Annotated in this window: 11 protein-coding genes; 5 read left to right on the top strand and 6 right to left on the bottom strand. The window is 68.9% G+C overall.

The window, feature by feature from the left end; genetic code table 11:
* Nucleotides 1-12: 12 nt before the first annotated feature.
* Nucleotides 13-492 (bottom strand): cation:proton antiporter regulatory subunit, encoded by a 480-nt coding sequence (locus CK500_RS01255; RefSeq protein WP_095635443.1) that lies wholly within the window; start codon nucleotides 490-492, stop codon nucleotides 13-15.
* A gap of 131 nt (nucleotides 493-623) precedes the next feature.
* Between CK500_RS01255 and CK500_RS01250 the strand changes: the two genes are divergently transcribed.
* The 4 genes from CK500_RS01250 (at nucleotide 624) to CK500_RS01235 (ending at nucleotide 5,077) form a co-directional block, all read left to right on the top strand.
* The gene (locus CK500_RS01250) at nucleotides 624-932 is read left to right on the top strand and encodes a DUF7562 family protein (protein WP_095635442.1); all 309 of its coding nucleotides are present in this window, start codon (nucleotides 624-626) and stop codon (nucleotides 930-932) included.
* 124 nt (nucleotides 933-1,056) lie between these two features.
* Complete coding sequence (locus tag CK500_RS01245; RefSeq protein WP_095635441.1) at nucleotides 1,057-2,358, top strand: RNB domain-containing ribonuclease; 1,302 nt, start codon at nucleotides 1,057-1,059, stop codon at nucleotides 2,356-2,358.
* A gap of 147 nt (nucleotides 2,359-2,505) precedes the next feature.
* Nucleotides 2,506-3,591, top strand: coding sequence for a sensor histidine kinase (locus CK500_RS01240; RefSeq protein WP_321166833.1), 1,086 nt, complete (start codon nucleotides 2,506-2,508; stop codon nucleotides 3,589-3,591).
* A gap of 106 nt (nucleotides 3,592-3,697) precedes the next feature.
* Nucleotides 3,698-5,077, top strand: a complete 1,380-nt coding sequence (locus tag CK500_RS01235; protein ID WP_095635439.1) for an MmgE/PrpD family protein — start codon at nucleotides 3,698-3,700, stop codon at nucleotides 5,075-5,077.
* A gap of 37 nt (nucleotides 5,078-5,114) precedes the next feature.
* Here CK500_RS01235 and CK500_RS01230 read toward each other — a convergent pair whose 3' ends face one another.
* The 3 genes from CK500_RS01230 to CK500_RS01220 form a co-directional block, all read right to left on the bottom strand.
* Nucleotides 5,115-5,567, bottom strand: coding sequence for a universal stress protein (locus CK500_RS01230; protein ID WP_095635438.1), 453 nt, complete (start codon nucleotides 5,565-5,567; stop codon nucleotides 5,115-5,117).
* Between the two features lie 46 nt (nucleotides 5,568-5,613).
* Nucleotides 5,614-6,888: an MFS transporter gene (locus CK500_RS01225; RefSeq protein WP_095635437.1), complete on the bottom strand. Its 1,275-nt coding sequence runs from the start codon at nucleotides 6,886-6,888 to the stop codon at nucleotides 5,614-5,616.
* A gap of 121 nt (nucleotides 6,889-7,009) precedes the next feature.
* Nucleotides 7,010-8,203 (bottom strand): MFS transporter, encoded by a 1,194-nt coding sequence (locus tag CK500_RS01220; protein WP_095635436.1) that lies wholly within the window; start codon nucleotides 8,201-8,203, stop codon nucleotides 7,010-7,012.
* Between the two features lie 159 nt (nucleotides 8,204-8,362).
* Between CK500_RS01220 and CK500_RS01215 the strand changes: the two genes are divergently transcribed.
* The gene (locus tag CK500_RS01215) at nucleotides 8,363-9,565 is read left to right on the top strand and encodes an acyl-CoA dehydrogenase family protein (protein WP_095635435.1); all 1,203 of its coding nucleotides are present in this window, start codon (nucleotides 8,363-8,365) and stop codon (nucleotides 9,563-9,565) included.
* 558 nt (nucleotides 9,566-10,123) lie between these two features.
* Here CK500_RS01215 and CK500_RS01210 read toward each other — a convergent pair.
* A complete protein-coding gene (locus CK500_RS01210) occupies nucleotides 10,124-12,442 on the bottom strand; it encodes a TRAP transporter permease (RefSeq protein ID WP_095635434.1) in 2,319 nt (772 codons plus the stop codon).
* A gap of 44 nt (nucleotides 12,443-12,486) precedes the next feature.
* Nucleotides 12,487-13,584, bottom strand: coding sequence for a TAXI family TRAP transporter solute-binding subunit (locus CK500_RS01205; protein WP_095635433.1), 1,098 nt, complete (start codon nucleotides 13,582-13,584; stop codon nucleotides 12,487-12,489).
* Between the last annotated feature and the right edge of the window lie 120 nt (nucleotides 13,585-13,704).

The raw sequence follows: 13,704 nt of genomic DNA, 5'->3' as shown, positions 1-13,704 counted from the left end.
CGGGGCCGCCGCTCATCCGGTGAGCAGTTCCTCGAACGCCTCGCAGTTCTCGGGCGTCCCGACCCCGATCACGGTGTCGCCCTCGCCGAGGGTGGTCTCGGCGCCCGGGCTGTCGATCACCTCCTCACCGCGCTGGATGGCGACCACCGCGAGCCCGGTCCGGTTGCCGATGTCGGCGCTCTCCAGCGTCTCGCCGACGAGCGGGGATCCCGGCGGGAGTTCGTACCACTCCAGGAGGATGCCGCCCGGCAGCGTCGTCTCCTGCGTGTCCGGCTCGACCGGCTGGAAGTACGCCCCCTCGATGATCGACCCGATCTTCCGGGCGAGGTCGTCGCCGAACGCGAACACCTTCTCGGAGTCGGCGTCCGGGTCGCTGCGGCGGAACACCTCGCGTTTGCCCGTGTTGTGGATCACGACGATCATCTCCTCGTCCCCGAGGTCGATCTCGAACTTCTTCCCGACGCCCGGGAGGTCGGATTCGCTAATCGTCATACCGAGGCAAAGCGCGGCCACGGTCTTAGTACTGTAGTTCGGGCCGGCGCGACCGTCCCGTGCCGGAATCCCGTCCGACGGGCGTCTGCCGCGCACCAAACGCTAAGTGCACACGGTCCGAGGGGTCGGACATGTGGCGCTCCCGGAAAAGCCGGGACCGGCGGACGGTGATCTGCATCGCGTGCGGGGACTCCGTGCTGCGCGAGGACGCGCGCGAGTACGACAAGGAGGGTGACCGCTGGAACCGGCGCGACAAGGAGTTCGAGTACCTCTGTACCGACTGCGACGACGACATCTGTCACCAGCCGCGCGACGGGCTCGAATCGCTGCTCCTCTCGATCGAGTCCGACGGCCTCTCCCGCGAGGAGTTCCTCGACCGCTACGCCGACGCCGTCGCCGACGCCGGCGAGTCGCCCGAGCGCTCCGAACGCGACCGATAGGACCCCTACCCCTTCTCCCCTACCTGCTTCTACTCGCCCCTACCCGCCCCTATTTCCGCTCCGTCGCGCGCCGCCCCTTCCCCGCCCCGACAGGCCTTTCTAACGGACACGCGTTGGTCACCGTATGTCAGACGACGAGCCGAAACCGGGGTCCGCGGAGGACCAGGGTCCCGTGACGATCACGCCGGAGCTGGCCGACCGCCTCGCCGAGAAGCGCGAGGAGCTGTTCGAGGAGTTCGAGATTCGCGACGAGTTCCCGAGCGAGGTCCTCCGCGAGGCCGAGGCCCGGACCGAGGACGTGTACGAGGAGATCGAAGCCGAGATCGACGAGCGCGAGGACCTCCGCGATCTCACGACGTGGACCACCGACCCGGTCGACGCGCAGGACTTCGACGACGCCATCTCCATTAAGCGGGAGGAGGGCGCCTACCGGCTGTGGGTCCACATCGCCGACGTGACCCACTACGTCACCCCCGACACCGCGATGTGGGAGGAGGCGGTCGAACGGGCCAACACCGTCTACCTGCCCGACTACACGATCCACATGCTCCCGCCGGTGCTCGCCGAGACCGTCTGCTCGCTCGTCCCGAACGAGGACCGGCTCGCGCACACCGTCGAGATGGAGATCGACGAGGAGACGCTCTCGTTCGAGGACATCGACATCTACAAGTCCGTCATCAACTCCGACGAGCGGCTCACCTACAGCGAGTGCGAGGAGCGGCTGGAGGACCCCTCGCTCCCCCTCGGCGAGGAGAACGCGCTCGCCTTCGAGCTCGCCGACAGCATGCACGAGCAGCGCAAGGAGGACGGCTCGCTCGTCTTGAACCCCCGCCGGGACCGCGCGCACACCATCATCGAGGAGTCGATGCTGAAGGCGAACAAGGCGGTGACGCACACGCTGATGTGGGACCGCGGCGTCGAGGCGATGTACCGCGTCCACCCGCAGCCGACGCCCGACCAGTGGAGCGAGGCGCTCAAGGAGATCCAGGAGCTCGACGGCGTCTCCATCCCCGGCGACGCGTGGGGCGACGACCCGCGGAAGGCGGTCAACGCCGCCCTCGAAGAGTCCCCCGGCCGCCAGCTCAACAAGATCCAGCGCGCCGTGCTGAAGGTGATGCCCCGCGCGAAGTACATGAACGACCCGTTCGGCGGCCACCACGCGCTCAACTTCGACATCTACGGCCACTTCACCTCGCCCATCCGCCGGCTCTCGGACACGATCAACCACTGGATCGTCCACGAGAACGACGTGCCGGAGAACCTCATCGAACTCTGCGACCACGCCAGCGACAAGCAGAAGGACGGCGAGACCGCCGAGCGGCTCTACAAGCAGTTCCTCCAGGAGGTCGGCCTCGACCCCCACGCGGTCAACAACCGCGGCGTCGAGGTCGTCGACGACCCCGAGGAAGCGAAGCACACGGCCTGATCGGGCGACGCCGGCGGCGACTCCCCTCCCGAGTGAGCACACTGCGCGCGCGTCGAGGTCCGCCGAACGGAGGCGGACGTATCGATTCATTCAAAATATCGAATATCGACATTTTCAATAACGTATATACGTCTTGTGATAGGACGGATGCGTATGGATTCTGAGGGGAGAGCACGGTGGCGTCAATTGCCTTTGTTCCTCCAAGGAACCGGATTGTTATTTTTTGCCATATTCTTTATTGTTTTCTTTTTCTTCCACGGGTTTGAAATAGAAGGTCTGTATTCCGATAACTTCGTGTTCGGCATCATCACCACCTATCCGTTCATGTTCGGCATCATATATGCCGGCTACTGGCTCGACGGGAGTCGACTCCCGGTGGGGCGATACCCGCGCATCGGCAAGTGGTTCGTCGGCGGACTCGTTGGATTCCTGTCCCTGAACGCGCTCATGATCTCCGTGTGGCCCGCCGACGCCCTGTACAACAACCTCATGTGGGGACTGTTCGCCGCGGTCGTCGGTGGCGCGGGCGGCGTCACGATCGGCCTGTTCGAGGCGCGGGCGATAGAGCGCGCGCTCGCCGCCGAGCGGCAGGAGCTGAAACGGAGGCGAGTCGAGGAACGCAACCAGCGCCTCGACGAGTTCGCGGACACCGTCAGTCACGACCTCCGGAATCCGCTGAACGTCGCCTCCGGACGCCTCGAGCTGGCGCGGGCGGACTGCGAGAGCGAGCACTTAGCAGCGGTGGCGGACGCACACGACCGGATGGAGTCGCTGATCGACGGGCTGCTCGCGCTCGCGAAGAGCGGGAGAGACATCCAAGAGACGGAACAGGTTCGGCTGTCTGATGTCGTCGAGAGGTGTTGGGAACACGTCGCGACCGCGAACGCGACGATGGCGATCGAGACCGATCAGGCGGTTCGGGCCGACCGAAGCCGTCTCCGACAGCTGTTCGAGAACCTCATCCGAAACAGCGTCGAACACGGAGGCGAGAACGTGACGGTGACCGTCGGCCGTTTGGACGACGGGTTCTACTTTGAGGACGACGGCTCGGGGATCCCCGTCGAGGACCGAGAACGGGTGTTCGAGATGGGATACTCGCTGTCACAGGAGGGGACGGGACTCGGTTTGAACATCGTCAAGCAGGTCGCCGAGGCCCACGGGTGGCGGATCCGGGTGACCGACGGTTCCGACGGGGGTGCGCGGTTCGAGGTCACGGGCGTCGACGACGAGTGAGCCCGGTCGCTCGAGCGATTTCGCGCCCGGGGGAACCGTGGTCTCCCGTCCGACACGTCGCTGCCGACACGCGAAGCTTGATACGGTCCCCTTTTCACCCATAGGCATGGTCACAGACCGCATCGTCGACCACGCCCTGTCGGTCGACGGCGACCGCCCGGACCTGCCGGCGCACCTTCTCGACTGGTTCGCCGTCGCCGTCGGCGGGGCGGCCCACGCCGACTCCTCGCCCGCGATCCGCGACGGGATCGACCGGATCGCGGGCCCGACCCCCGACCCGGCGACCGACGAGACGGCCACCGTCCTCCCGACCGGCGAGGCGATGACTCCCGCGGACGCGGCCCTCGTCAACGGCGCGCTCGCGCACAGCCTCGACTTCGACGACACGCACCTCCCCTCCTCGCTGCATCCGGGCGCGCCGACGGTCGCGGCCGCGCTCGCGGCCGCCGAGGGCGCCGACGCGAGCGCCGACCGATTTCTCGCGGCGGTCGCGGCCGGCTACGACGTGGCCTGTACCGTCGGCGAGGCGGTCGGCCCCGACTCCCACTACGACCGCGGGTTCCACGTGACCGCCACCTGCGGGACCTTCGGCGCGGTCGCGGCGGCCGGCGTCGCGCGCGACCTCGACGCCGACGCGCTCCGGAACGCCCTCGGGATCGCCGGGAGTCAGGCGGCCGGCTCCCTCCAGTTCCTCGCGAACGGCGCGTGGAACAAGCGGCTCCACCCCGGGCTCGCCGCCCGCCGCGCGATCGAGGCGACCGATCTGGCCGCCGCCGGCGTCGTCGGCGCGGCCGACCCCCTCGACGGCGAGCACGGCTTCTTTGCGGGGTACAGCGACGACCCGAACCCCGCGGCGTTCGACCGGCTCGGCGAGCGCGACGCGGTCGCGGAGACGGGGCGCAAGCCGTACCCCTGCTGTCGGTACCTCCACTCCGCGATCGACGGCCTCCGGGAGATCGCGCCGGCGGTCGACATCGACGAGGTGGAATCGGTCGAAATCGCGATCCCGAGCGCCGGCGTCAGGCTCACCGGCGACCCAATCGCGGCGAAGCGGCGCCCCGAGAGCTTCGTCGACTGTCAGTTCTCGGCGCCCTTCGCCGCCGCGCTGACGCTGATCGAGGGGTCGGCCGGCGCCGAAGAGTTCCTGCGGGCCGTCGGGCGGTTCGACGACCCGCCGCGCTGGGACGACCCGGTGATACGCCGGCTGATGGACGCCACGAGCGTGACGACCGACGAGGCGATCGAGCGCCGGTTCCCCGAGGAGTGGGGCGCCGAGGTGGCCGTGACCGCCGGGGGCGAGACCCGCGAGCGCTCGGTGAGCGTCCCCCTCGGCGAGCCCGCGAAGCCGATGTCGGACGCCGACACCCGGGCGAAGGCCGAGGGGCTGCTCGCCGGGACCGGCGTCGACGCCGACCGCCTGACGGCGGTCGTCGAGTCGCTCGGAGACCGGTCGCTCGCGGAGCTGGTGGACGCGGCGACGGCGTGAAAAGCGGAGTTCGTTCGTGGCGGCGCCGTCCGGAGCGCTACTCGTCCTCGTTCGGCTTCCCGACGATCACCGGACGGTCGGCGTTGAGCAGGACGGTCTGGCTGACGCTGCCGAACAGCGCCTTCCCCACCGGCGACCGCTTGCGCATCCCGAGGGCGATCGCGTCCACGTCTCGGTCGGCGGCGACCTCGAGGATCGCCTCGGCGGCGTCGCCGACGTGGAGCTCTCGGTCGTGAGCGATCCCGAGCGCGTCGAGCCGGTCCTCCACGTCGGTGAGCGAGTCGGGGATCCCGCGGAGCTCCTCGATCGACTCGTTGATGTCGTCGATGACCGCCGACCCCGCCTCGTCGGCCGGCGCGTCGACCGACTCGTACACGTGCAACACCGTGACCTCGATCGCCTCCGGATCGACGGGGAGCGATTCGAGGATGTCCACCTGCGAGAGCGCGCGCTTCGACTCGATGTCGACGGGCAACAGGACGTGGTACATATCTCACGGTTCATCACGGGCCGTCTTAAAAGCGCCCGTCGGCGGGTCAGTCCTGTCGCGTCGCGAACCGCGTGACCGCGGCGGCCGACAGCGCGCCGAGGGTCGCGATGCCCGCGAGGACGACGAACAGCTCGCGCGGCCCCGCCCGCGTCAGGACGGCGCCCGCGAGGGCGGCGCCCAGGGACCCGACGCCGAAGATCCCGAGGTAGGTGTAGCCGAACGAGATGCCCCGCGCCTCGCTCGGGGAGTAGGCCGCGACCGTCGCCTGCGAGAGCGGCTGGACCGTGAACAGCGCGACGCCGAGCGCGAGCGAGGCCGCGACGAACGTCGCCGTGGTCCGCCCGGCGGGCACGAATAGGAGCGCGAGGGCCGCCAGGATTCCCATCAGGACCATCAGCCCCCGCTCCGGGGCCATGCGGTCGGCGATCCGTCCCCCGAGGTACTGCCCGAGCACGCCGACGGTGAGGACCGCCACGTACAGGTATCGACCAACGTCGAACTCCTCCGCGTACGGGCTCTCGGAGTCGATGAGCTGGACGTCGATCAGCCCGCCGAGCACGTCGCCGAGGAGGTCCGGCAGGAACGTGAGGAACGTCCGGTAGTAGAGCCCGCTGAACGTGACGAACGCGAACACGATCAGGAAGCCGCCGGCGAGCAGCACGCGGGTGTCGTCGACGATCGTCGACGCCGAGATCTCGCCTTTGGTGCCGCCGGAGCCGCCTCCTCCATCGCCGTCGCCGCCACCAGCGTCGTTCCCCCTGTCCGGCATCGCGTCGCCGACGTCGACGGTCGCGCCGTAGGCGGCGACGACGGCCACGGGGGCCGTCAGCGCGGCCGCGACGAGCCGCCAGTCGAACGCCAAGAGGAGGAGCGCGGTCGCCAGCGGCCCTAACGCGATCCCGAGGTTCCCGCCGATCCCGTGGTAGCCGAGCGCGGTCCCCCGCTGGTCGACCGCCTTCGAGAGCAGCGACAGCCCCGCGGGGTGGTAGACGCTCGCCGTGACCCCCCACGCGGCGATCGCGACCGCGAGCGTGAGGAGGTTGGGGGCGACGCTCACGAGCAGGAACGAGCCGGCCATCCCGGCGAGACAGGCGAGGATGAGCGGCTTCGATCCGAAGCGGTCGACCAGGATGCCGCCGGGGAGCGCCCCGACGCCGAACAGCCCGTAGCCGACCGTCACCACGAGCCCGAGGGCGGCCGCCGTCGTCGAGAACTCCCCGATCCACACGGTCAACAGGATCGGGATCGACAGCTCGTAGGTGTGAACGAGGCCGTGGGAGCCGGCGGTGAAGGCCACGATCCGTCGTTCGGCGGAGTCCATTGGAAGGGCGTTCTCCGTCGCTCGTGAAAGGTCCGGGGGTACCCGCCGCCGTTGCCGCGAGAGGGTGGACGACGGGCGCAGGCGGCCGGTCGAGGTGCGGGCGCGGGGGCAGGAGCAGGGGTCACTCCGCCATCGCCGTCTCCCCGACGGGCGGGTCCGACCGGATGACGGCGACGACGAGAACGGCGGCGACGAGACACACGCCGGCGAGCAGCGTCCAGCTCGCCCGGTAGTCGAAGGCGTCCGCGAGGTAGCCGAACGCCGGCGGCGCGAACAGCGCCCCCGAGGTCAGGGCGAGCTGGCACCCCGCGGTCGCGCTCCCCATCTGCTCGGAGGGGACGAGCGTCGCCATACAGGAGTAGTAGACGCCGGTGAAGCCGAGCACGAAGAAGCCGAGCGCCGCGAACGCGACCCCGGCGTTCGCGGGGGTCGAGGTCCGCGCGACGACGAGGAACAGGACCGCGCTGGCGACCGTCTGCACCAGCAGGATCGCGCCGATCCGGGTCTGGGGGTCGCCGGGGAGGTGATCGGAGAGCCAGCCGCCGAGCAGCCGCCCGCCGCTCCCGAACAGCTGGACGACCGCGAGCACGACGCCGCTGAACGCGACCGACGCGCCGATCGACTCCTCGACGTAGAGCACGGTGTACCCCGTCGTCGTGAACAGCGCGGCGCCGAGGAACAGCCCGGAGACGGCCAACAGCACGTACGGCCGGTTCGACGCCAGTCCGCGGAGGTCCGGGTAGCTGCTCGTCCCGCCGCCCGCGCCGCGGTAGAGGACGTAGAAGCCGGCGGCGACGACGACCCCCAGCGCGGCCGCGATGAGGAACCCGATCTCCCAGAAGAAGTAGCCGGCGAGCCCGGTGACGAGCAGGGCGCTGATCCCGCTGCCGCCGGTGACGCCGACCTGTTTGATCCCCATCGCGGTGTTCTGACGGCCGGGCGCGATGCTGTCGTACACGGCCTTGTTCGTCCCGGGCATCGCGGTGCTGTACACCGACCCGAGCAGGAAGACGGCCGCCAGCAGCAGCGCGTACGTGGGCGCGCCGGCGACGAGCACCATCCCGGCCGAGAGCCCGACCAGCCCGAGCGAGAGCGTCCGCCGCTCGCCGAACCGGTCCGTGAGCGCGCCGACCGGCAGCAGGAACATCGCGTACCCGAGGGTGAGCGTCGTGACGACGATCCCGACCCTGAACCGCGAGAGCCCGAACTCGTCGCGGAAGAACGGCGTCGCCGCGAAGACGGTGTAGTAACAGATGCTCGCCGACACCTGCCACAGCGTGACCAGCGACACCGTCCGCCAGTAGGCGCGATCCATTCACCGTCAGCCACCGCATCCCGATTCATAAGCGGTCCGCTCTCGGCAAGCGGCGGCCGCGGGGGCCGGCGGATATCCGGGACCGAAGGTCCCCGACCGGTCAGAGCACGGATCGCCACGACGCGAATCCTTATGCGACGCCGCGGCCCACGTCAGCGCATGCCACGAGACTGGCGCGACTCGGTCGATCTCTCCGAACGGCAGGCGCTCGTCCGGCGGAGCATCCGCGACCTCTGTTCGGAGTTCGACGACGAGTACTGGCGTGAGCGCGACCGCACGGCCACCTATCCGCAGGCGTTCGTCGACCAGCTCGCGGCCGACGGCTGGCTCGGCATGCTGATCCCCGAGGAGTACGGGGGCGTGGGGATGTCGACCAGCGAGGCGGTGGTGATGATGGAGGAGATCGCGGCAAGCGGCGGCGGGTTCGCCGCCCCCCAGTCGATCCACGGCGGGATCTACAACTCCGTCCCCATCGTGAAGTACGCCGACGAGGAGCTGAAAGCGGAGCTGCTCCCGAAGGTCGCCGCGGGCGAGGAGACCATCCAGGCGTTCGGGCTGACCGAGCCGAACGCGGGCTCCGACTCGACGGCGATGGAGACCCGAGCACGGCGGGACGGCGACGAGTACGTGATCAACGGCGAGAAGGTGTGGATCTCCCGCGTGGAGGACAGCGACTACCTGCTGTTGATGGCGCGGACGACCCCCCGCGAGGAGGTCGAGAAGCGCACGCGGGGCATCTCGATGATCCTCGTCGACCTGGAGGACGCCTACGCCGACGGACTGGAGATCGAGCGCATCCCGAAGACGGCGAGCCGGGCGGTCCACTCCTACCAGCTCTACTTCGACGACGTGCACGTGCCCGCGTCGAACCTCGTCGGCGAGGAGGGCGAGGGGTTCTACCAGATGCTCGACGGCCTCAACGAGGAGCGGCTGGTGATCGCCGCGGAGTGTCTGGGACTCGGCGAGACCGCGCTGGAAAGCGGGATCGACTACGCCAACGAGCGCGAGGTGTTCGGCGGGCCGATCGGCGCCAACCAGGCGATCCAACACCCGCTCGCGGAGGCGTACGCCGACCTGCTCGCCGCGAAGAAGGTGATCTACGACGCGGCCGACCGGCTCGACGACCTCGACCGGACCGAGGCCGGCGCCGAGGCAAACGTCGCGAAGTACCTCGCGGCCGAGGCCGCGTTCGAGGCGGCCGACGCTGCCGTCCAGACCCACGGCGGGTTCGGCGTCGCCCGCGAGTACGACGTGGAGCGGTACCTCCGCGAGGCCCGGCTCACCCGGCTCGTCCCGGTGACCCAACAGCTCGCGCTCAACTACCTCGGCGAGCGTGTGCTCGGGCTCCCGCGGTCGTACTGACTCATCCCGCAGCGAGCGATATCGGGAGTGAGTATTGCAGATCGGTGGCGGAGATAAAGTATTTAAACGGACTGTGAGCGACCGCGATGATCCTTTATAAACGAACTGTGGTCGGCGCGCGCCTCCGAGCGGGCCATCGGCCCGCGAGGAGCGCGTGCGAGGGAGTCGCTGGCGGCGATCGCCGCCAGCGACGAGGCTGGGGAGGTATGAGGTGCTGTGCGGTTGCGGGGCGGGTGGGACTCAAAGGGGCAGCCGGGAGGGCGGCGTAGGCGATGCAAGCACCGCAACGAGGGAGCAACGCGACCGAGTGAGGAGCACAGCGAGCGTACGCCGCCCTCCCGGCTGGGGCTTTGCAGGTCTTCGCCGTCGATCCGTCGATCGCTTATAAACAGCCGCCAGCAACACTACTCGATCACGTATAAACAACCGATCAGCCAACGTGCTATACCCACTCCCGTCATCGATCAAGGGGCTGTTTCGCGAGGGGAGACCGCCAGAAAAGCGGATCGCGACGAAGCCGACCGTTCTCGCTCGGCGATCGAGGGGTGAAAGCGTCCGTTACCGCTTCCGACCGGAGAGCGTCCCGGCCGCCCCGCGGAGGGCGCCGAGCGGGTTCGGCCGCCCGATCACGATCTGCAGGGCGTACAGCGCGCCGACGGCCGCGATCGACCCGATCTGAACGATCTGGCTCGGGTGGACCATCGCCAGCACCCCGGCGACGAAGAACGCCACGCGGAGCCCGTACGTCTGGCCGCGGCCGAAGACGAACCGGTAGTTGATCCCGTGGATGATCGCCAGCGCGCCGACCATCGCGATCGCGCCCGCGGACAGCGACGCGTAGTTGAACGTCCCGGAGACGAGCTCGGGGTGGTAGACGAAGGCGAACGGGAGGACGAAAAGCGGCGCGGAGATGCGCAACGCCTCCTTACAGCTGCCCCAGAACCCACCGCCGGAGATGCCGCAGGTGACCGCGACGCAGGTCGCGATCGGCGGCGTCAGCCCGGCCAGAATCGCGGCGTAGAACACGAAGAAGTGCGCCGCGATGTCCGGGACGAGGAACTGGCTGATGAGCGTCGGCGCGACCAGCAGCGCCACGACGGTGTACGCCGCCGTCGTCGGCATGCCGAGCCCGAGCAGGATACAGATGATCATCGCCAGCACGAACGCGACGATCGGAATTCCGCCCGACAGATCGAGCAGCGTGAGCGAGATCGCCGTCGGCACGCCGGTCGCCATCAGGATGTCGACGACGCCGTTGATCGCGGCGAGGATGATCGTCACCGGCGCGACGACGATGACGCCCTCGCGGAACCCGTCGACCGTCTGCTTCAGCGTGTCGAACAGGGTCTCCTTGTGACTCTCGCCGTCGAGCGCCGCCTGGATCTGCGGGACCCCGACCCCGAAGACGACCATCGAAACCGCGGTGTACAGCGCGGCGGTCATCACCGTGTACTGCAGGATGCCGAGGACGTAGATCAGGATGAACAGCGGGACGCCGTACTTCACCGACTCCAGTACCATCGTCCGCCGGTCCATCTGGTCGCCGATGAGCCCGTCCATCTCCGGGTTCTCGATCTGCGGGGCGGCCACGTAGTGGACCGCGATGACGATGGAGACGACGAGGATGGCCGCCGGGATCAGCCCGGAGACGATGACGTCGACGTAGGTGATCCCGGTGATGAGGTTCGCCATGATGAACGCGCCGGCGCCCATCACGGGCGGGAGCACCTGTCCGGACGTGGAGGCGACCGCCTCGATGCCGCCGGCCGTCTCCGGTTTGATCCCGTTCTCCTTCATCAGCGGAATCGTGAACGAGCCGGTCATGCCGGCGTTTGCGGTCTGGCTCCCGTTGACCGAGCCGATGACCGCGCTGGCGACCACGGCGGTCTGCGCGATCCCGGAGTCGACGTACTTCGCCGAGCGCACCGCGATCCGGAGGATGAGGTCGAACGCGCCGTACGCCTTCAGCAGGCCGGCGTACAGCAGGAACAGGGCGATCCACGCCGCCACGAGGCGGGTGAGGAACCCGTAGAACCCGTCGACGCTCACCACGAGGATCCGGAGCATGCGCGTCCCGGAGAGCCCGCCGTGGCTCAGGGCGCCGGGCATGAACGGCCCCGCGAACCCGTACCCGATCCCGACGAGGACGACCGCGAGGAACGTGATCCCGAACGACCGCCACGTCAGGTAGATCATCGCGAGCGTGAACGCGAACGCCATCGCGAGCTGCGGCTCGGTCGCGCGCCCGACGGTGTCGATCGCGACCGACTGGTAGTTCACGAAGAGGTACCCGCTGGTCCCGAGCGAGACCAGCCCGGACCCGACCAGCAGCGCCACCTCGACCCAGTTGCGCTCGATGAGCGGGTCGTCGAGCTCGGAGATCACGTACAGCGCGAGGATGCCGCCGAGGAACGCGACCGCGTACTGCCCGCGGGGCATCAGCTGGGTGTACGAGTACCACATCACGATCATCCAGAACGGGATCGAGAAGGAGACGAGCGCCATCCGGAGCCGCTCTTCGATCCCGGACCCGAGCCGGAGGATGAGCGCCGAGACGCCCGCGACGCCGAGCCCGGCGCCGACGCCGAGGATCGTCGTCGCCGACTCCTCGATCGCGGTCGCGAGCCCCGCCGGATCGTCGAACAGGAGCGCCGGGAGCGAGGCGCCGTACGCCCCCGACAGGAAGTTCGGGACGATCAGCGTCGGCAGGAAGATGACGAGGAACCAGAACGGGAGCGAGAGGAGGTAGAGCCAGAGCTGTCTGCGACCGCGGTCGCCGGGGGCGAGTTCGAGCGACTCCTCGTCGTCGAGCAGTCCGCCCCCGGAGTCTTCGGTCGGGTCGATCGGATCGGTCGTGTTATCGGGGTTGGTGGCCATCCGTCGTGAAATATAGGGGTGTTCGGGCGGTCAGGCGACCGGTACTACTCGTCGCCGCGGTTCCAGGAGTCGTCCCAGACGTCGTTCTCCTCGAAGAAGTCCGCGACGCCGGCGTGGACGTCGATCTCCGGGATGACCGTCTGCGTCATCGCCTCGGGCGAGTACTCGAGGGTCGTCGGGTCGGACTCCCGCAGCGTCTCCTCGTGCTCCATGGCGAGCCGGCAGACCTCCCGGGTCGCGCGGGCTGGGATGTCCGGGCTGAACGCCCACTGACCGGCCAGCGACCAGGCCGTCAGGGTGTCGGTGTACTCGGTGACGTCCTGCTCGTACCCGTACGGTTCGACCTCCTCGAGGATCGCGCCGGGGTGGTCCTCGATGACCTGGCGGAAGTCGTCGTCGACCTCGAGCAGGTTCAGCCGCTCGCTGCTGCGAACGTCGACCTCCTGGCACCAGCCGGAGAGGTTGACGCCGTTGGCGCCGTACAGACACAGCGCGTCGACGCGGTCCTCCTCGACGGCGCCCGGGATGTCGCCGGTGTCGACGTTGAGGATGTCGTTCGGCTCCCATACGCCGGCCTCCTTCAGGATCTCTTCGGTGAGCAGCCGCGTCCCGAAGCCGGGCTGGATCGGGTAGATCGTGTAGCCGCCATCGCGGAGGTCGGACACGGACTCGACGCCGCTCCCGTCGAGACCGACCCAGTGGATCTGCAGCGACGTGAACAGGAACCCCTGGTTCGGGAGCGTGTCGACGGGGTCGTCGGCGAACGGCCCCTCGTCGTTGAGCGCCTTCGCCAGCGAGTTGTTGTCGACGCCCATCGCCGGGATCTGGTCGTCGTCGTACTCGTAGAGGTTCGCCGTCCACCCCTGCGTCTCCTGGACGGAGATGTTGAGGAAGTCGCTGTGCTGCTGTGCCGCGCGGGCGAGCGCCTGGCCCGCCGCCTGCGTCGAACTCCCGGTCGACGTGCCGCCGATCGTGATCGTGACGTCGCCGTCACCGCCGTCGCCGCCATCGCCGCCGTCACCGCCGTCGCTGCCGTCACCGCCGTCGCCGCCGTCGCCGGAACAGCCGGCCAGACCGACCGCGCCCAGCGTGGCCGCGCCCTTTACAACGTCGCGCCGAGTCGTCTTGTCACCATCTATCATGTAGCTCACTTCTGAGCGCCGATTAGTAAAAGCGTGTCGTAGCAGGGGAGAATTTCGCCGCCGCTGCCGGCCGATGTGCTGCTTTTTACTACGGGGCGAGTCAACTAAGAGTTATTTCTC

Origin of the sequence: Halorubrum salipaludis (assembly GCF_002286985.1) — an archaeon.
GTDB classification, from domain to species: domain Archaea; phylum Halobacteriota; class Halobacteria; order Halobacteriales; family Haloferacaceae; genus Halorubrum; species Halorubrum salipaludis.
The sequence above is the reverse complement of the archived record's forward strand: the minus strand, read 5'-3'. Positions and strand labels throughout refer to the sequence as shown.